Annotated in this window: 21 protein-coding genes; 10 read left to right on the top strand and 11 right to left on the bottom strand. The window is 65.6% G+C overall.

The features are described from left to right. Window positions 1–32 precede the first annotated feature (32 nt). The 6 genes from ACIA49_RS07090 to ACIA49_RS07065 form a co-directional block, all read right to left on the bottom strand. Window positions 33–479 (bottom strand): Imm1 family immunity protein, encoded by a 447-nt coding sequence (locus ACIA49_RS07090; protein WP_396376213.1) that lies wholly within the window; start codon window positions 477–479, stop codon window positions 33–35. Beyond that, window positions 476–919 carry an Imm1 family immunity protein gene (locus tag ACIA49_RS07085; protein WP_396376212.1) on the bottom strand — a complete coding sequence of 148 codons (444 nt, stop codon included), beginning with the start codon at window positions 917–919 and terminating at the stop codon, window positions 476–478. Before ACIA49_RS07085 ends, ACIA49_RS07090 begins: the two co-directional genes overlap by 4 nt. After that, window positions 916–1635 carry a DddA-like double-stranded DNA deaminase toxin gene (locus ACIA49_RS07080; protein ID WP_396376211.1) on the bottom strand — a complete coding sequence of 240 codons (720 nt, stop codon included), beginning with the start codon at window positions 1633–1635 and terminating at the stop codon, window positions 916–918. Before ACIA49_RS07080 ends, ACIA49_RS07085 begins: the two co-directional genes overlap by 4 nt. A gap of 15 nt (window positions 1636–1650) precedes the next feature. Next, window positions 1651–2004 carry a hypothetical protein gene (locus tag ACIA49_RS07075; protein ID WP_396376210.1) on the bottom strand — a complete coding sequence of 118 codons (354 nt, stop codon included), beginning with the start codon at window positions 2002–2004 and terminating at the stop codon, window positions 1651–1653. A gap of 543 nt (window positions 2005–2547) precedes the next feature. Further along, window positions 2548–2832: a hypothetical protein gene (locus ACIA49_RS07070; RefSeq protein ID WP_396376209.1), complete on the bottom strand. Its 285-nt coding sequence runs from the start codon at window positions 2830–2832 to the stop codon at window positions 2548–2550. Window positions 2833–2939: 107 nt separating this feature from the next. Next, the gene (locus tag ACIA49_RS07065; RefSeq protein WP_396376208.1) at window positions 2940–3137 is read right to left on the bottom strand and encodes a hypothetical protein; all 198 of its coding nucleotides are present in this window, start codon (window positions 3135–3137) and stop codon (window positions 2940–2942) included. 252 nt (window positions 3138–3389) lie between these two features. Between ACIA49_RS07065 and ACIA49_RS07060 the strand changes: the two genes are divergently transcribed. Then, on the top strand, window positions 3390–4211 hold the full coding sequence (locus ACIA49_RS07060; RefSeq protein WP_396376207.1) for a hypothetical protein: 822 nt from the start codon (window positions 3390–3392) through the stop codon (window positions 4209–4211). On the opposite strand, the gene ACIA49_RS07055 is transcribed toward ACIA49_RS07060, so the two are convergent. Next, entirely contained in the window at window positions 4192–4926 is a 735-nt protein-coding gene (locus ACIA49_RS07055) for an HAD family hydrolase (RefSeq protein WP_396376206.1), read from the bottom strand. The genes ACIA49_RS07060 and ACIA49_RS07055 overlap by 20 nt on opposite strands. Before the next feature lie 186 nt (window positions 4927–5112). On the opposite strand from ACIA49_RS07055, the gene ACIA49_RS07050 reads away from it, so the two are divergent. Then, on the top strand, window positions 5113–6042 hold the full coding sequence (locus ACIA49_RS07050; RefSeq protein ID WP_396376205.1) for a type IV toxin-antitoxin system AbiEi family antitoxin domain-containing protein: 930 nt from the start codon (window positions 5113–5115) through the stop codon (window positions 6040–6042). Window positions 6043–6128: 86 nt separating this feature from the next. Here ACIA49_RS07050 and fbaA read toward each other — a convergent pair whose 3' ends face one another. Together fbaA and ACIA49_RS07040 are read right to left on the bottom strand one after the other, a co-directional pair. After that, entirely contained in the window at window positions 6129–7154 is a 1026-nt protein-coding gene (fbaA, locus tag ACIA49_RS07045) for a class II fructose-bisphosphate aldolase (protein ID WP_396376204.1), read from the bottom strand. A 162-nt stretch (window positions 7155–7316) separates the two neighbouring features. Beyond that, window positions 7317–8036: a GntR family transcriptional regulator gene (locus ACIA49_RS07040; RefSeq protein WP_391548511.1), complete on the bottom strand. Its 720-nt coding sequence runs from the start codon at window positions 8034–8036 to the stop codon at window positions 7317–7319. A gap of 139 nt (window positions 8037–8175) precedes the next feature. On the opposite strand from ACIA49_RS07040, the gene ACIA49_RS07035 reads away from it, so the two are divergent. From ACIA49_RS07035 to ACIA49_RS07020, 4 genes are all read left to right on the top strand, one after another. Then, window positions 8176–9195, top strand: a complete 1020-nt coding sequence (locus ACIA49_RS07035) for an SIS domain-containing protein (protein ID WP_396376203.1) — start codon at window positions 8176–8178, stop codon at window positions 9193–9195. Window positions 9196–9268: 73 nt separating this feature from the next. Continuing rightward, window positions 9269–10846, top strand: a complete 1578-nt coding sequence (locus ACIA49_RS07030) for an alpha/beta hydrolase (RefSeq protein WP_396376202.1) — start codon at window positions 9269–9271, stop codon at window positions 10844–10846. A 35-nt stretch (window positions 10847–10881) separates the two neighbouring features. Next, window positions 10882–11589, top strand: a complete 708-nt coding sequence (locus ACIA49_RS07025) for a MerR family transcriptional regulator (RefSeq protein ID WP_396376201.1) — start codon at window positions 10882–10884, stop codon at window positions 11587–11589. Window positions 11590–11671: 82 nt separating this feature from the next. Continuing rightward, the gene (locus ACIA49_RS07020; RefSeq protein ID WP_396376200.1) at window positions 11672–12079 is read left to right on the top strand and encodes a VOC family protein; all 408 of its coding nucleotides are present in this window, start codon (window positions 11672–11674) and stop codon (window positions 12077–12079) included. Window positions 12080–12118: 39 nt separating this feature from the next. Here the strand turns inward: ACIA49_RS07020 and ACIA49_RS07015 are convergent, their stop codons facing one another. Continuing rightward, window positions 12119–12493, bottom strand: coding sequence for a winged helix-turn-helix transcriptional regulator (locus ACIA49_RS07015; RefSeq protein ID WP_396376199.1), 375 nt, complete (start codon window positions 12491–12493; stop codon window positions 12119–12121). 101 nt (window positions 12494–12594) lie between these two features. Between ACIA49_RS07015 and ACIA49_RS07010 the strand changes: the two genes are divergently transcribed. Further along, the gene (locus ACIA49_RS07010; protein WP_396376198.1) at window positions 12595–13149 is read left to right on the top strand and encodes a hypothetical protein; all 555 of its coding nucleotides are present in this window, start codon (window positions 12595–12597) and stop codon (window positions 13147–13149) included. Here the strand turns inward: ACIA49_RS07010 and ACIA49_RS07005 are convergent. Next, entirely contained in the window at window positions 13146–13925 is a 780-nt protein-coding gene (locus tag ACIA49_RS07005) for an IclR family transcriptional regulator C-terminal domain-containing protein (RefSeq protein ID WP_396376197.1), read from the bottom strand. The two genes, ACIA49_RS07010 and ACIA49_RS07005, sit on opposite strands and share 4 nt — an antisense overlap. A gap of 64 nt (window positions 13926–13989) precedes the next feature. On the opposite strand from ACIA49_RS07005, the gene ACIA49_RS07000 reads away from it, so the two are divergent. The 3 genes from ACIA49_RS07000 to ACIA49_RS06990 are packed head-to-tail and all read left to right on the top strand — an operon-like array spanning window position 13990 to window position 16588. After that, the gene (locus tag ACIA49_RS07000; RefSeq protein ID WP_396376196.1) at window positions 13990–14808 is read left to right on the top strand and encodes a CoA transferase subunit A; all 819 of its coding nucleotides are present in this window, start codon (window positions 13990–13992) and stop codon (window positions 14806–14808) included. Continuing rightward, window positions 14801–15556, top strand: coding sequence for a CoA-transferase subunit beta (locus tag ACIA49_RS06995; RefSeq protein ID WP_396376195.1), 756 nt, complete (start codon window positions 14801–14803; stop codon window positions 15554–15556). Before ACIA49_RS07000 ends, ACIA49_RS06995 begins: the two co-directional genes overlap by 8 nt. Window positions 15557–15565: 9 nt before the next feature. After that, complete coding sequence (locus tag ACIA49_RS06990) at window positions 15566–16588, top strand: maleylacetate reductase (protein WP_396376194.1); 1023 nt, start codon at window positions 15566–15568, stop codon at window positions 16586–16588. Window positions 16589–16593 lie beyond the last annotated feature (5 nt).

Below are 16593 nucleotides of genomic sequence, written 5' to 3'. Positions count from 1 at the left end.
GCGCAGCGGCCATTTGGAATTATGGCAAGGACTCAGGAGCCCTCAGCGGCGGGCATCGGTGCCCAGTTCAGATTCTGTGGACGCTCGCCGGTTCGGAGCATGTCCTTGATGGCGGTCAATGTCTGGGTGAGATCCAGCACTGAGTTTTGCGGGAACTGCTCGGCGTATCCGTGGCAGAGATAGACGACTTCGTCACGATCGCTCATTCGGCCGATTGCGTAGACAGTTCCTTGACGATCGGTATAAGCGAGGCCGCCCGACTTGGATGCGGGATCGACGCCGACAATCAGCTGATGGTCGGGGAGGCCGTCTGCGTCTTTGCGGCGTTCGTTGACGATCAGGGTCGCTGCGGACGAATCGACGGAGCGTGTTGCGTCCAGCACGAGATGGTCAAGGAAAGCAGCGGCCGACTTATCGTCAACAATCGCCACCGTCTCGCCAGGCTTGTAATGAGCGCTGATTGTGTATTCGTACTTCACTGCTGCGCCCCTTCGCGGGTGGGTGACCACAAGACATTCTCTGGCCGCTGACCGGTGCGGAGTGCTTCGGCAATTGCGGACTTCACGATATCGACACTTATAAGGGAATCGGCCGGGAAGCTCTCATCGTGACCCTGCATGAACAGCCGAACTTCCTCCTGTCCGCTGTCTCGGCCTTTCACGTACATGCTTCCGCGCAGGTCGGTAAACCCCAAGGTCCACGCAGAGGCGTCGGGGACGATGCCGATCCGCATTTCGTGGTCGGTCAAACCGTCCTCGTCCAGCTGGCGGCCGTCAATGTAGAGCCAGGCGCAGGTATTGTCCGGATCATTTATTGCAGCTTCAAGAAGCGTGACGAGATAGCTTTCAACGTCGCCCTCGCTGGCAAGCTTGGTCGAGTCGTCGTGACCGCCATATGAGGCACTGATTGTGTAGTTCATGCCGATTCCTCGTCCCTGCCTTTGAAGATGCCGCGATAGCCGTTCGGTCCGTATACTACAAGCTCCGACCCGGGCGGCAAGAACCGCGGAAGGAGTTTCGGGCAATTGAATCCCGGAGTGATGCATGGCTCGTTGTTCAGATAAAGGGTTGCACGTTTGATTCCTTTGAGGCGCATATGCATGGCGAACTTGATTTCGGTGTGGCTCGTTCGGTCGTACGGCGGCCATCCTTTCTCGCTGCAAAGATCCAGCGCCTTCCTTTCGAGGAAGTCTCCACGCCCGCTGACAAAGTCATTCTGCTTTCCATGGTTGTCGATAAAGATTCCTGTGGTCGGATCACTGTTTCTGGGATTTCTCTGCGGCAGTCGTCGCATGATGTTCTGCACAGAATCTGGATGCCGTCGAGTTGGTGCCGCACTGATCGTGGGATCTGCTTTAGTCGCCGGTCTTTCGCCACTGACCATCTGCTCAGCCCAGCCGCGCGCACGCGGAGGAACCCGCCCGGCATATTCGGCGGCCTGCTCGCACGCCCGCGCGGCTGCGTCGAGCTGAACCGCCGCCGAACGCACTCCCGGATTGTTCGATCCAAAGGCAGCTAAATGTGCAGCCTGTTCACGGCACCGGAACGCCGTCCGCTGGAGATAGGCCACCACATTCGGGATCTGATCAATACAAGCCAGCAACTCCCCGGCAACGCGCTGTAGTTCCGACGGCATCGGAAACCGCGCCGATCAAATCTGATCTGCATAGCTTTTGCAACCCTGTGCCGCGATCAGCAAAGCCTCTGAAGCCTGCTCGACCGCCCTGCCCGCCGCGTCGAGAAGCTCGCTGATATCCGCGTCAGCCTTCGTCGCCGAACCCTGAATCAATGCGAGCACCTGTGCGCTATTACCGGCAAAGCGCTGCTTGAAGGCACCGAGGCTGGCAGCCCCGCTAGTTGCCTCAGTGGCGATTTGGTGAAGCTGAACCTTGAGTTGCTGAACTTGGGACATGGGGGACGGATTCCCTTCGGTGAAAAAGTTGGACAAAAAATTTTCTGAATTAAAGATTGCCGGCGCGAGCGCCATAGAAATTTTTAGTGCCATGTACGCCAGGCCCCTGGCGTTCAAAAGGCAGCGCCCAGGGCCGCTCTAGCTCGGGCAGCACAAGGACCCCCGGGGGTACCATCTGCCCCGGGGGTCCTCGCGGTCCTCCAACCGGGCCACCCCGTGTCTCTGCCAAGGGAAGGGGTGGCCCGGACTCACGTTCACCTGCGCCTGCTACTTGCGGGATGCAGCCCGCAACCGCCCCGGTGAGACCTCCTCCACAGGGGGGAGCAGGTATGCACGCGAGACGGTCACGGACTGCGAACTAGAGAACGGAACTCACCGGCCATCCCCGGTTAGACCCATTGGCCGTTCACACAACGTTCCGTTCATGCTTACTTCTATTGATGGTTTACGTGCCCGACGCTCCCCGGCTCGCGCACGCCGAGGAGCGTCGGATTTGGGCACTCCCTCAATCCGCCAGGCGAGAGAGTTGCCCAGTCTGGAGGGCGGAACGGACGCGGAGTAATGTCACGAGACCATGAGGAGGATGGTTGAGGGGATCCCTGACCAGCACGCCCGCTCCGCCAGATCATGAGGTTTCTAGGTCGCCGAACCTACGGCTTGCGCGAGCACAACCCTGATTCCCTGCTGTTCGAAAAGGCTGCGCACTTGCAGCGGGTTCCCTAATGCGGACAGGTGGAGGAGACTCGGGATTATCATTACGCGCAACTCGGCATCCAAAAGGGCATTGAGGCATGCCGTCAGCTTCTCTGCCGCCCTATCTAACTCTTCTTCGTAGATCTCGACTTCGTCGGCGGCAAATCCTTCTTGCACGGCGCGATCCATTATGGAGCGGCGCAAAAGCATCACCTCTGTGCTTGTCATCAGGAATCCCTTCCTGAGATAGCCGCAAACTGCACGCGTAACCACGATTCCCCGTTCAGAACACGAATGCGATGCCACCGCGCTGCGCCAGGCGAACGCTCCGGAAATCATCGGAGCGGAGGCAAGGTTTCCGGATCAGGCAACGGCGGAAGAGGCTCGTTCGTGATCGGGAGGCCCGCGAACCGTTTCCCCATCGCGTCCTGATACCGAAACGCCAATTCCGGCGCAGCGATGTAGTCGGCAATGGGTGTCTTGCCGAACCACACCCTGACGCGCCTTCTTTCCGGCATCACGTTCGCGCTCATCCTTGCTCCCCTTCCCCTGGCGGACCAGCAACCGCCGGTGCGGTCGATCGCTGATTGACTGACGGGATTCAGACTTCCGGACTCTGCGTCTCGTTACGTCACCTTGCGTGTCCCACTTGTGACCGTCTGACGGTCGTCAGCTCTCGTCTCTGTCTCATCTGCTTGCTAGGCTGCGGACAGTTCGACGGAGCGGGGACAAAACTCATGACAAATCAGGGAACTTGCCTCAAGGCTCTGCTGAAGCAGCGCCACATGCAGGAGTACCGCGCCTTTTGCCGCGAGTACGACCGTATAGCGGCGGCATTGGATCGGACTCTCGTTGGAGGATTCCCGAGTAAGGCGACCTTCTATCGGTGGCTTTCCGGAAGGGACCTCGTCGGCGTCCCGCACCCGGCGCATTGTCGGGTGCTTGAATGCATGTTCCCCGGATGGACCGTCGCCGCATTGCTGAAGCCGGAGAACGGAGAACTATTTGATCCGCTGGAAGGCGGGGGATCTAATGCCGATGTGTCTCGGCCTGCTGCTACACCTGCTGATCTGGTTGCCCTGTATGCCCACAGGTCGGATACACCAAAAAGTCTCTGGCTGAATCTATTGCTTGGAGCAACTCAAAGTATCGACCTGTTTGCGAATGCCAGCCTATTTCTACCGGAGGATAATCCCGAGGCGATCCGAATACTCAAAGACAAGGCAAAGGCTGGGGTTCAGGTGCGCATCCTGCTGGGTGATCCCGACGACCCGGCAATGGCTTTACGAGGTCATGAGGAGCGTCTATACGATGGCATCCCTGGGCGAATCAAAATGGCGCTCGCCTATTACTCCCCACTTGCTGGTGTTGATGGAGTTTCGTTCCGCCTTCATGGGACCTCGCTGTACAACTCAATCTTTCGATACGACGATCAGATGCTCGTGAACTCTCACACGTACGGAACCTATGGGTACTTAGCACCAATTCTGCATCTGCGCAGGCATCCAGATTCTGATCTCTTCGATACCTACATGCGCAGTCTTGAGCTCGTCTGGTCGGAAGAGTCTCGGGAGTTCACCGGTGCAGCTATCCCCGTACCTCAGTGAGGGCACTGACCACATCCGCGAGATTTCGCAGATTATCCAACGCAACACGTGCCCCGGACTCCCGCAGTTCCTGAATCCCGTGCACGCCGCTAGCCACCGCGATTATCTGCGCGCCTCCGTCAATGGCGGCTTTCACATCAAGCGGGGTATCTCCGATGAGGACCGTTGACTGCTCGTCGAACTGAACGGCGTACTTGCGAAAGACCTTCTCGCGTGCCGCATCCACCAGCTTAGATCTCACAATATTGTCGGAGCCGTAGCCGCCGACCTCCAGATCAACCAGGTTGTCGAGACCAAAAGCCGCAAGCTTGGATCGGCCGTTCTCCTGAATGTTGCCCGTCAAGGTAGATTGAATGATTCTCGAATTGTGGGCGAGTGCTTTTAACGTCTCGCGTGCTCCCGGTAGCGCATAGCCGCGCTCGGGGAGTTGCGGCGCCATCGTCTCCATGGCCTTCAACAGCGCATCCCTGATGTCGGCAATGGCGTATTGATCAGAGTCAATGGAGTTGGCTGCGAAAAGCTCACGCATAATCTGGAAGTCTGTCCGACCGTGCGTCGTCGGCCTGACCTCTGGGGAGCGGCCGACAAGCAACTCAAAGCCCAACGCGTAAGTGTCTTTGCTGACGCCGCCATTCTCGATCAACGTATGATCAACGTCCCATAGAATTAGGGTCGGCGGAAGCGAATCAATGGCATTCTGCGTAGGGCGATCCATAGGCCCGATTCTCTCACGCTGACGAGAGGCTCCGCAGGCCCAAGTCCGGCCCGTGAGCCGTCACTGACAGTGCCTCGGCCGGGGAGTGCCAGACGCGCTTCAGACTACCTTTGTGGCCTCTGACCTGCGCAAACGTCCGATGGCGGCTAACGAAACTTGACAGGTATGAATCCTCAACTTGCAGTGATGGCCAGCCTTCGGGGTGGGGTGTTTCGGCGGGCGGATGCCCGAGCTTGTGGATATGACGACGCGGAGATCGACTACTTGCTGGCGAGCGGCGGGTGGCGGCGGATCCGGCACGGGACGTATGCGGAGCAGGGTGCGCTCTCGGTGGTGACGCCGGAGGTGTTGTATGCCCGGCGGGTGCATCGTGCGCTCCAGGCGACGGGTGGTGAGGTCTTCGCCAGCCATCAGTCGGCCGCTGTGCTGCATGCGCTGCCCGTGTGGGGGCTCGACCTGTCGACCGTCCACGTGACGGCTCCAGCAGGGCGTCGCGGCCGCGTCGGCAGCGTGTACCGGCATATCCGGGATCCGGTCGGCCCCGGCGTACTGGTCTGGAACAGGTTGCCCATGGTCTCCGCGGCGCGAGCAGTCGCCGAGGTCGCGTCGACAGCACCGACGATGCCGGCGATCGCCCTGGCTGACGCTGCTCTGTACGCCGGTCTCGTCACCAGACGCAGCTTGCGCCGGGCCGCCGACCTTCTCGAGTACGGCGGCGGCCGGGCACTCGGCGTCCTCGCCCAGTGCTGCGGTGCGGCTTCCGTGGCCGAGTCGCGACTGCGGTTCATCCTCGGCACTGCCGGCCTACCCGACCCGGCGAAGGACTTGCCGCCAGGTGTCGAGGTACCGGAGCTCGAGGCCGCGCTCTGGTTCCCGGATCAGCGCACGCTCGTCGAGTTCGAGCCGCGTCGGCCCAACTGGTACGCGGAGCCCGACGAGGACGTCGAGCAACCCACGCCGGTGCCCACCGCGGACGGTCCGCCACCAGTCGAGAGGTGCTGGATCTCGTGGTCGGACCTCGACCACCCGAAGACCGTGCTCGACCGCATCACGAGCACGTTCGAGCGGGCGGTCCGGCGGACCGACATCCGGCACGTCGACTTCGCCCGGATGTGACGAAGGGGCCCATCGCCGCAGCGATGAGCCCCCTCGAATTCCCAGCGTGAGCTCAGAACCCAGCCCTGGAAGGAGAAACCGTGATGTCAGCCGTTCAACGAGGTGCCGGTGGAACGGAGGCTCTCGCAGGCTTCCTTGATCCGGTCAGCCATGCCGGCCTCGGCGGCCTTGCCCCAGGCGCGCGGGTCGTAGGCCTTCTTGTTGCCCACCTCGCCGTCGACCTTCAGGACGCCGTCGTAGTTGGCGAACATGTGCGCCGCGACCGGGCGGGTGAACGCGTACTGCGTGTCGGTGTCGACGTTCATCTTGATGACACCGTGGTCGACCGCGGCCCGGATCTCCTCCAGGGTCGAGCCGGAGCCACCGTGGAAGACGAGGTCGAACGGGCGCTCCTTGCCGATCTTGGCGCCGACCTGATCCTGGATCTCCTTGAGGATCTCCGGACGCAGCTTGACCGCACCCGGCTTGTAGACGCCGTGCACGTTGCCGAAGGTCAGCGCGGTCAGGTAGCGGCCGTGCTCACCGGCGCCGAGCGCCTCGACCGTGGCCAGACCGTCCTCGACCGTGGTGTAAAGCTTCTCGTTGATCTCGTTGGCGACACCGTCCTCCTCGCCACCGACGACGCCGACCTCGATCTCCAGCACGATCCTCGCCGCCGCGGCCTTGGCCAGCAGGTCCTTGGCGATCTCGAGGTTCTCGGTCAGCGGGACCGCGGAGCCGTCCCACATGTGGGACTGGAACAGCGGGTTCTCGCCGCGCGCGACGCGCTCGGCGGAGATCTCCAGCAGCGGCCGGACGAAGCCGTCCAGCTTGTCCTTGGGGCAGTGGTCGGTGTGCAGCGCGATGTTCACCGGGAAGTTCTTGGCGACCTCGTGCGCGTAGGCCGCCAGCGCGACGGATCCGGTCACCATGTTCTTCACGGTGGAGCCGGACAGGTACTCGGCGCCGCCGGTGGAGACCTGGACGATGCCGTCCGAGCCCGCCTCGGCGAAACCGCGCAGTGCGGCGATCAGCGTCTGCGAGGAGCTGACGTTGATGGCCGGGTAGGCGAAGCGGTTCTGCTTGGCCTTGTCCAGCATCTCTGCGTAGACCTCAGGGGTGGCAATAGGCATGTCTCGCGGTACTCCTCACAACAAAGTTCCTGTGTGTTGAGCTCCAGTATTGCCGCCGGGTACTTCGTCGTACCCGGCGGCCCGTCTGCTGACCGGCCAGGTGACCGGGGAGCGAACAGCAGAAGAACAGACCAGTTGATGACAGGACCGGTCCAGTCTGGATCAGGCCGAACCGGTCCGCGGGCCCCGCGGGGTGAGGGCCATGTGCAGCCGGTAGCGGTCGGCCCGGTAGGCCGACCAGGACAGCTCGACGACCTTACGGCCGGCGAAGGTGGTGCGCTCGAGGACCAGCAGGGGTGCCCGCCTGGCCACGCCGAGAACCCGGGCGACGTGACCGTCGGCGTTGTCCGCCCGGACGGTCTGCTCACCGGAGGTGACGACGACGTCGTACTCGCTGGCGAAGACGTCGTACAGGGTGCCGAGCTCACGGCCGAGCAGGCCGGGGAAGAGCGCGGACGGATAGAAGCCGACCTCGTAGGCCATCGGCGAGGCGTCCGCGGTGCGCAGCCGCTCGACCCGGATCACCTTGGTGCCCTTGGCGACCCGCAGGCCCTTCGCGGTCTCGTCGGAGGCCTCGATCTCGGTGGCCGACAGCACCACCGTGCCGGGCTCCAGGCCGCGGGCCCGCATCTCCCGGGAGAACGAGGTGAGGTGCAGCTGGGAGTCGACCTGCGGGCCGGTGACGAAGGTGCCCTTGCCGTGCACCCGCTCCAGCGCGCCGGACTCGACCAGGTCGCTGATCGCCTGCCGCACGGTCACCCGGGAGACGTTCAGCTTGTCCACCAAGGCCCGTTCCGAGGGGATCGGATCCCCCGGATGCAGCTCGACATCGATCAGCCGCTCCAGCACCGATCGGACCTGGGCCCGCTTCGTCGCCACCATCGAAACTCGATCCTCCAGACCTGGGCGGGACTCGGGGGTGCCCCGGGACGCCGCTCACTGCTATCGTGCGCAGCATACCTGTTAAGACCAGATAGGACCAGTGATCTGAGTGGTGTCTGTTCCCGCCCCGGAAACCCAGATGGCGCGCGAGATTGCCGAACAGCCGGCCGCCCTGGCCGCGACGTTCGAGCATGTTCTCCCGCTGCGGCACGACATCACGCGGCTGGCCGCGGGACGCCGCAACGTCATCTTCGTTGCCCGGGGATCGTCCGACAACGCGAGCGTCTACGGGCGCTACCTGACCGAGATCCACGCCGGCCGGCAGGCCGCGCTGGCCGCTCCGTCGGTCGCGACGCTGTACGGCGCCAACCTCGACCTGTCGAACTCGCTGGTCGTGGCGGTCAGCCAGTCCGGGGCGACCCAGGAGATCGTCGAGACCGCCGAGTGGGCCAAGCGCAACGGCGCGGCCGTCGTCGGCATCACCAACGACGGCGACAGCCAGCTCGCCTCGACCGCCGATGTCGCCCTGATCACCCAGGCCGGCAAGGAGCTCGCGGTCCCGGCGACCAAGACCTACACCACCCAGCTGGCCGCGATCACGGTCGTCGTCGACGCGCTCGCGCAGAAGCCGGGCACGCTGGACGCCGATATCGCCCGCGTTCCGGACGCGGCGGCGAAGATGCTCGAGGGTTCGGTCGAGGAGGCCGCCGCGCTGCTCGCCGCCGCGCACGACGTCCTCGCCAGCGGTCGCGGCCTGACCTTCGGCACCACCCTCGAGGTCGCGCTCAAGCTCGAGGAGACCTGCCTCCAGCCGGTCCGAGGTCTCTCGTACGCCGACCTGAAGCACGGCCCGATCGCGGTCGTCGACGCCGACCTGGTCACCATCCTGGTCGCCGCCGGCGAAGGCCCCGCCCTGCCCGGCATGACCGAGCTGGCCGGCCTGGTCCGCGAGAAGGGCAGCAAGATCCTCGGCATCGGCGGCGACCCGACCTTCGCCTCCCGCTGCGACGTGAACCTGCCCGGCCCGGATCTCCCCGAGACCCTGGCCCCGCTGGCCCTCGTCATCCCCGCCCAGCGCGCGATCGAAGCCCTCGCCCGCAAGCTCGGCCTCGACCCCGACGCCCCACGCGGCCTCCGCAAGGTCACCCAGACCGACTGACGACTTGACTGTGCCCTAAGGCCACGGTTTCAGCTGCTGCTCGGAAGCATCCGAGCAGCAGAGGAGACACACCATGGGACGGGGACGCAGACGGATCGCGAGCTGGGGGCTCACGATCGCGGCGATCGGATCGATGCTGATACCGACCAACAGCACCGCGGCCACCGCCGGAACCACCTCGGCAGCCTCGAAGGTGGTGTGGGCTGGGTGCGCAGCGGATGTCACGGCGAAGTTCCCAGCGGTCCCGATGGAGTGCACAACGGTTCCGGTGCCGCTCGACTACACGCAGCCCGGCGGCACGACGATCGACATCATGCTGTCCCGGGTGGCCGGCAACAGCGCGAAGCGCCGCGGCGTCCTGCTGACCAACCCCGGCGGCCCGGGCGGCGAGGGCCTGTCCATGCCGGCTGAGCTGGTGACGCTCGGGATTCCGGGCAGCGTGCTCGACAGCTACGACCTGGTCGGGATGGATCCGCGCGGCGTCGGCCACTCCGCGCCGGTCAGCTGCGGCTTCACCACCGGCCAACCGTACGGCGGCAATGTCCCGCCGTACCCGGCCGACGCGGCGGCGGTGACCAGGCAGGCCGCCATCGCCAAGGGCGTCGCCGACCAGTGCGCCGCCAACGACCACGACGGACGCCTCCGGTTCCTGTCGACCGCCAACACGGCACGCGACATGGACGTCATCCGGGCAGCGCTGGGCGAGCCGAAGCTCAGCTATTTCGGCGGCTCGTACGGTACGGCGCTCGGCGCGACGTACGCCTCGCTCTTCCCGGAACGCACTGACCGCATCATCCTCGACAGCAACTCCGGCGGCACAGTCCTCACCCGCGAGAGCCAACTCCGCTTCGGGCTCGGCGCTGAGCAGCGATTCCCCGACTTCGCGAAGTTCGCGGCCGCCCGGAACGCGGCGTACGGGCTCGGCCGCACACCCGCCGAAGTGCGCCGGAACTTCCTCGCCTTCGCGAAGCGACTGGAGACGAAGCCGGTTCTCGGGTACGACGGTGCCGCCTTCCGGATCACCGCCTTCTCCAGCCTCTACGCCGACCACGACTTCCCCCGGCTCGCGCAGCTCTGGCAGGGCCTGCAGAGCTTCGCCGCCTCCGACCAGCTGACCACAGCCTCCACCTTGTCGGCACCCAACGCCCTTGCCGCCGATCCCGTTCTCGGCGGCGCGCAGCAGAAAGTTGCCCAGGACAACCAGTCGGCCGGCCAGGTCTCGCCGTACGACAACAGCCTGTCGGCGTACCTCGCCGTCGTCTGCAACGACTCGGTCTGGCCGCGGGACCTCGCCACCTACCAACGCGACGTACAGGATGCTCGCAAGCGCCACCCGCTGTTCGGAGCGGCCGGCGCCAACATCAACCCGTGCGCGTTCTGGCCACACGCCCCCGCCGAACCGCCGGCCACGATCAGCAGTAAGGGTCCGGCCAACATCCTTCTCCTGCAGAACCTCCGCGACCCCGCGACCCCACACATCGGTGGCGTCCTGCTGCGCAAGGCCTTCGGGGACCGGGCCCGGTTGGTCAGCGTCGACCAGGGCGGCCACGGCGCCTACGTGTACGGCGGCAACGCGTGCGTCCTCAACGTGGCAACGGCCTTCCTCGTCGACGGGAAGCGGCCGAAGCACGACCTGCGCTGCGGCGCATAGCCGCTAGCCCTCCACGCCATGGCAGGATCGGGCCCATGGCGTGGAGCACCCGGCAGCTCGCCGAGCTGGCAGGCACGACGGTCAAAGCGGTCCGGCACTATCACAAGCTCGGCCTGCTGCCCGAGCCCCAGCGAACCTCCAACGGCTACAAGCAGTACGGCGTCGCGGAGCTGACCCGCCTGCTGCAGATCCGCCGACTGGCCGAGCTCGGCCTCTCCCTCGCGCAGATCGCCGAGCACCAGGACGAACCTTCCGAACAGACGCTCCGACAGCTCGACGTCGAACTCGCCGCCGGCATCGAGCGGCTGCAACGCCTCCGCGCCGAACTCACTCCCATCCTCGAACACGGCTGGCCGACCGACTTCCCCGCCGAGTGGGCACCTCTCATCGGCGCGATGCCCGCCAACGACCGCGCCCTGCTGGTCGTCCAGGCTCGCCTGCTGGGGCCTGAGGGGCTCGAGGCCTGGAAGCGGTTCCTGGTCGAGTACGTCGAGGATCCCTCCGTCGGCGAGTTCGACCGGCTCCCGCCGGACGCGCCCGAGAGCACCCGTGCCGACCTGGTCGTTCGCCTCGAGACGCACTTCGCCGAGATCCGCGCCGAATTCCCGGAACTACGCGAGTCCCGGGCGACGGCCCCCGGCGGCCCACAGCACGTCGGGCGCACGATCGACCTGGCCATGCACGACGTCTACAACCCCGCCCAGCTCGACGTCTTGCAGCGAATCCGAAATCGGAGGAAGTAGCGGACAGAACCTGGCCGCTACTCCTGCGAGAGTAGAGACATCAGCACAGCAGATGAAGGGTGTGGGCAGATTGTTGCGAGGCATGGCGACGGTGAGTTTCTACGCGGACGACGTGAAGGCGGCGCGCGACTGGTACGCGGAGCTGCTCGGGGCCGAGGCGTACTTCGCGGTTCCGACGGCGGAGGACCCGCAGTACGTCGAGTTCCGGATCGGCGACTTCCAGGCCGAGCTCGGCATCATCAACGCCAAGTTCGCCCCGCACTCCGTGGGCGGCGGACCGGCGGGATCGATCCTCTACTGGCACGTGGACAACCTCGAGGCGTCACTCGCCCGGCTGCTCGAACTCGGCGCCACCCTCGTCGAGGAGATCACCGAGCGCGGCCAGAACACCGGCTTCATCACGGCCTCGGTCACGGACCCGTTCGGCAACGTCATCGGCATCATGAACAACCCGCACTACCTGGAGATCTTCCAGGCCACGCACGCCTGAGACAGCACCCCGCGAGGCCCACGCCCGCTGACGAAACAGTCAGTCGGCGTGGGCTTCGTCGTACTCGGACTGAGCCGTGAGGATCGTCGGCATGCTCGTCGTGAGGTAGCCGATCAGGTCGAGCAGCTTCGCAGCCAGTACGGCGCCAGTCGGCGTCAGGCTGTATTCGACCTTCAGCGGGAACGTCGACTGGACGTCCCGCAACACCAGGCCGTCGCGTTCGAGCGCCTGCAGGGACTGGGCCAGCATCTTCTGGCTGACCCCGTCGACGTGCCGGCGCAGCTCGTTGAAGCGCAGTGGCCCATCGGCCAGCGCTCCGAGCGCCAGCGCTCCCCAGCGGCCGGTCACGTCCTCGAGCACCGGCCGGGACGGACAGGCGGCCGAGAACACGTCGTACTCGATGTCCTCGCTCACCTGACCAGTGTAGTTCGTCACAGGAACCAGGTACTTGAAGTTTGTAGTTTCTATTGGTAAGCAGTATCTATCAGAAACTACAGGTACGAGGAAGAGGGATCATGACGATCGATCGGCGCTCTCTGATCAGGAACAGCGGCGCGGTAGGTCTGGGCGCACTGGCCCTGGCCGCGGTGAACAACGGGACCGCACTCGCGCACGACGACTACCCGGCGCACCTGTCTGCCCAGGAGCGGCGGCACCTGCGGACCTTCGACGAGCTGGACTTCGAGATCTTCACCGGCCAGAAGTGGAACCGGCTCGACGAGAGCCACGCCCGCAACATCCGCGTGCACTGGCCGGACGGGCACTTCACCGACGGCATCGACAAGCACATCGCGGATCTGAAGGCGATGTTCGTCTGGGCGCCCGACACCCGCATCCAGCAGCACCCACTCCGGGTCGCGACCAACGAACTGACCGCGGTCACCGGAATCATGGAAGGCACCTTCACCCGCCCCATGCCCGACGGCAACGGCGGCTACATCAAGCCCACCAACAAGTCCTACAAGATCACCATGGCCACCGTCGGCATCTGGAACCGCCACAACACCATGGACGAGGAGTACCTCTTCTGGGACAACCAGTCCTTCAACGCCCAACTCGGCCTCGGCTAACCGCCGCGGTGCTTCAGGGCGGTGGTGATGTGGTCGGCGGCGCGGAGGAGGTGCGGGAGGACTTCCTGGCACAGGGAGTCGGGGGTGGAGCGGGAGGCGTGGGCGGAGACGTTGAGGGCGGCGATGATCCGGTCGCGGGAGTTGCGGATGGGGGCGGCCAGGGAGCGGAGGCCTAGCTCGAGCTCCTGGTCGACCAGGGCGTAGCCGTCGACGCGCGCCTGATCGATGGTCGCGCGGAGAGCTTCGGGTGCGGTGACCGTGTGGTCGGTGAGGGGCTCGGCGGCCAGCGACGACAGGTACGCATCCAGGTCGGCCGGCGGGAGGCCGGACAGGAGGACGCGGCCCATCGAGGTGGGGTAGGCGGGCAGTCGCGCGCCTACCCCGAGGGCCACGGTCATGATCCGGCTGGTGGGGACGCGAGCGACGTACACGATGTCGGGGAGGTCGAGCGTCGCGATCGAGCAGGACTCGCGGGTCGCGGCGCTCAGCTCTTCCATGTACGGCCCGGCCAGCTCACCGAGGTCCAGCGAGGACAGGTAGGCCCAACCGAGCGCCAGCACGCGCGGGGTCAGTGAGAACTGGCGGCCGTCGGTGCGGACGTAGCCGAGCTGCTCGAGCGTGAGCAGGATCCGCCGCGCGGTGGCCGGCGTGATGCCGACGTCGCGCGCCACCTCGCTCAGCGTCAGCGCGGGCGCCGCGGCGGAGAACGCGCGGATCACCGCAAGCCCACGCTCGAGACCTTGCAGGAAGGTCCCACTGGACGCCTCACCGGCCATCGGTTAGCCTACTTTTCGTTGAAAGAAGAACTTTTCGCTCAGCGAAATCATAGTGGAGCCGCGCATGCCCCGTCCAGTCCCGCTCGACGAAGCGATAGCGACTCACGTCCACGACGGTGACACCGTCGCGCTCGAGGGCTTCACCCACCTGATCCCGTTCGCCGCCGCGCACGAGATCGCCCGCCAGGGCCGCCGGCACCTGAAGCTCGTCCGGATGACGCCCGACGTCGTCTACGACCAGCTGATCGGCCTCGGCGTCGCGGACGAACTCGTCTTCTCGTACGGCGGCAATCCCGGCGTCGGCTCGTTGCATCGCCTGCGTGATGCCGTGGAGAACCACTGGCCGCACAAGCTGGTCGTCCACGAGCACAGCCACGCGGGCCTGGCCAACGCGTACGTCGCTGGTGCCGGTCGACTGCCGTTCGCCGTACTGCGGGGATACCGGGGCACCGACCTTGAGCAGCAGAGCGACATCATCAGCCGGGTCACCTGCCCGTTCACCGGCGAGGAACTGGCCGCAGTGCGAGCCGTGAACCCAGATGTGACTGTCATCCACGCACAGCTCGCAGACCGCGAGGGCAACGTGATGCTGTGGGGTCTCACCGGCGTCCAGCGCGAGGCGATCCTCGCGGCGGACCGGGCGATCGTCACGGTCGAGGAGATCGTGGACGAGTTCCCCGAGCGCACCGGAGCGGTGATTCTGCCCGAGTGGGCGCTGAAGGCGGTGAGCGTCGTACCGGGTGGGGCGTGGCCGTCGTACGCGCTCGGCTACTCGACGCGGGACAACGACTTCTACCAGCAGTGGGATGCGGTGTCGCGTGATCGCGGCTCCTTCCTCGCCTGGGCCAAGGAGACCGGACTGGAGGCAGTTGCCGATGTCTGAGAGCTGGAACAGCGCGGACATGATGAACGTCGCCGCCGCCCGCGAACTGCATGACGGGGACGTGTGCCTGGTCGGGGTCGGCCCGCCGAACCTCGCGGCGAACCTGGCCAGGCACACGCATGCGCCCGACTGCCGGCTGGTCTACGAATCGGGCGCGATCGACGCCAAGCCGCGCCGGCTGCCGCTGTCGATCGGGGACGACGACCTGGCGGCCACCGCGACCTCGGTGGTCTCGGTGCCGGAGATGTTCAACTACTGGGTCGGCGCCGGCCGGATCGACGTCGGCTTCCTCGGCGCCGCGCAGATCGACCGGTTCGGGAACATCAACACGACGGTGATCGGCGATCACGACGCACCGAAGACCCGGCTACCCGGTGCCGGTGGCGCGCCCGAGATCGCGGCGAACGCCGGCCGGGTGATCGTGATCGTGAAGCAGTCGCCGCGGACGTTCGTCGAGCAGGTCGACTTCGTCACCTCGGTCGGCTATGGACCGACCGGCCGCGAACGGCAGGCGCCCGGCGCCGGTCCGACGCTGGTGATCACCGACCACGGCGTCCTCGAGCCGGACCCGGAGACCAACGAGCTGACCATGACGCGCCTGCACCCCGGTGTGACGGTCGAGCAGGCCCGTGCCGTCACCGGCTGGGATCTGAAGATCGCCGAGAACATCGAGAGCGTCCCGGCCCCGACCGAGGTCGAGCTGGACATGCTGCGCCGGTTGCGCGCCCGCGAGGTCATCGATGCCTAAGGCAACAAGATGACCGGGTCGTTCATTCACACGTCGTACGCCGGTCGCGTGGTCTTCGGGACGGGCAGCCTGCACCGGGTCGCCGCGGAGGTCGAACTCCTCGGCATCCGCGGAGCGCTCGTCATCGCGACCGGCTCCGCGCAGCACGCAGCCGATGAAGTCCAGGCAGGGTTGAAAGAACGCTTTGCCGGGCGCATCGACGGCGTCCGGCAACACGTACCGACCGAGGTCGCCGAGGCGGCGCGGGCCAAGGCCCAAGCGGTCCAGGCAGACGGCGTCATCGCCATCGGTGGCGGCTCCGCGGTCGGCCTGGCGAAGGCGATCGCACTGACCGCCGACGTACAGATCGTCGCCGTTCCCACCACGTACGCCGGATCTGAGATGACGCCGGTGTGGGGTGAGACCAGCGGCGGCAGCAAGACCACCGGCACCGACGTGAGAGTGCTCCCGAAGACGGTCGTCTACGACCCCGAACTCACGATCAACCTCCCGCTCACAGTCACCGCGGCAAGCGTTGCCAACGCGCTCGCGCATTGCGTGGAAGCCGTGTGGACGGAGAAGGCGAACCCGATCACCGAAACCACCGCAGTAGAAGCCGCCCGTGCCCTGAGCCTCGGCCTCCACCAGGTGATCCAGAGCCCCACCGACATAGAGGCCAGAGGCAACCTTCTGTACGGCGCCTGCCTGGCCGGGTCCGCACTCGCCTCCGCCGGGACCGGTGTACATCACAAGCTGTGTCACCTCCTCGGTGGCACCTACAACCTGCCGCACGCAGAGACACACGCAGCGGTCCTCCCCCAAGTCACCCGGGTGAAGGCACCTGAGGTACCGCGGGCGAAGGCACGGCTGGAAGAAGCACTGCAGACCGACAACCTGGCGACAGGTCTATTCGACCTGTTCGAAGCGGCGAACGTTCCGACGAGCCTGCAAGCGCTCGGGCTGACGCGGGAGCAGGCCCTTGAGGCCGCGGACCGTTTCCCTGACGACGTGGAAGAGATTCTGACCAGAGCGTGGGCCGGCACCAGGCCCTGAAGGAG

This window comes from Kribbella sp. NPDC051587, assembly GCF_044453945.1.
In the GTDB taxonomy this organism is placed as follows: Bacteria; Actinomycetota; Actinomycetes; order Propionibacteriales; family Kribbellaceae; genus Kribbella.
Note: the sequence above shows the minus strand (reverse complement) of the source record. Positions and strands in the feature narration are given on the sequence as shown.

Bases quoted from the DNA above. Each gene is read 5' to 3' on its own strand.
- ACIA49_RS07000 (WP_396376196.1), top strand. From the start codon at position 13,990: ATGCCCCGTCCAGTCCCGCTCGACGAAGCGATAGCGACTCACGTCCAC.
- ACIA49_RS07040 (WP_391548511.1), bottom strand. From the start codon at position 8,036: ATGGTGGCGACGAAGCGGGCCCAGGTCCGATCGGTGCTGGAGCGGCTG.
- fbaA (WP_396376204.1), bottom strand. From the start codon at position 7,154: ATGCCTATTGCCACCCCTGAGGTCTACGCAGAGATGCTGGACAAGGCC.
- ACIA49_RS07030 (WP_396376202.1), top strand. From the start codon at position 9,269: ATGGGACGGGGACGCAGACGGATCGCGAGCTGGGGGCTCACGATCGCG.
- ACIA49_RS07065 (WP_396376208.1), bottom strand. From the start codon at position 3,137: ATGAGCGCGAACGTGATGCCGGAAAGAAGGCGCGTCAGGGTGTGGTTC.
- ACIA49_RS07050 (WP_396376205.1), top strand. From the start codon at position 5,113: ATGGCCAGCCTTCGGGGTGGGGTGTTTCGGCGGGCGGATGCCCGAGCT.
- ACIA49_RS07070 (WP_396376209.1), bottom strand. From the start codon at position 2,832: ATGACAAGCACAGAGGTGATGCTTTTGCGCCGCTCCATAATGGATCGC.
- ACIA49_RS06990 (WP_396376194.1), top strand. From the start codon at position 15,566: ATGACCGGGTCGTTCATTCACACGTCGTACGCCGGTCGCGTGGTCTTC.
- ACIA49_RS07025 (WP_396376201.1), top strand. From the start codon at position 10,882: ATGGCGTGGAGCACCCGGCAGCTCGCCGAGCTGGCAGGCACGACGGTC.
- ACIA49_RS07075 (WP_396376210.1), bottom strand. From the start codon at position 2,004: ATGGCACTAAAAATTTCTATGGCGCTCGCGCCGGCAATCTTTAATTCA.
- ACIA49_RS07020 (WP_396376200.1), top strand. From the start codon at position 11,672: ATGGCGACGGTGAGTTTCTACGCGGACGACGTGAAGGCGGCGCGCGAC.
- ACIA49_RS07085 (WP_396376212.1), bottom strand. From the start codon at position 919: ATGAACTACACAATCAGTGCCTCATATGGCGGTCACGACGACTCGACC.
- ACIA49_RS07060 (WP_396376207.1), top strand. From the start codon at position 3,390: ATGCAGGAGTACCGCGCCTTTTGCCGCGAGTACGACCGTATAGCGGCG.
- ACIA49_RS07080 (WP_396376211.1), bottom strand. From the start codon at position 1,635: ATGCCGTCGGAACTACAGCGCGTTGCCGGGGAGTTGCTGGCTTGTATT.
- ACIA49_RS07035 (WP_396376203.1), top strand. From the start codon at position 8,176: ATGGCGCGCGAGATTGCCGAACAGCCGGCCGCCCTGGCCGCGACGTTC.
- ACIA49_RS06995 (WP_396376195.1), top strand. From the start codon at position 14,801: ATGTCTGAGAGCTGGAACAGCGCGGACATGATGAACGTCGCCGCCGCC.
- ACIA49_RS07005 (WP_396376197.1), bottom strand. From the start codon at position 13,925: ATGGCCGGTGAGGCGTCCAGTGGGACCTTCCTGCAAGGTCTCGAGCGT.
- ACIA49_RS07010 (WP_396376198.1), top strand. From the start codon at position 12,595: ATGACGATCGATCGGCGCTCTCTGATCAGGAACAGCGGCGCGGTAGGT.
- ACIA49_RS07055 (WP_396376206.1), bottom strand. From the start codon at position 4,926: ATGGATCGCCCTACGCAGAATGCCATTGATTCGCTTCCGCCGACCCTA.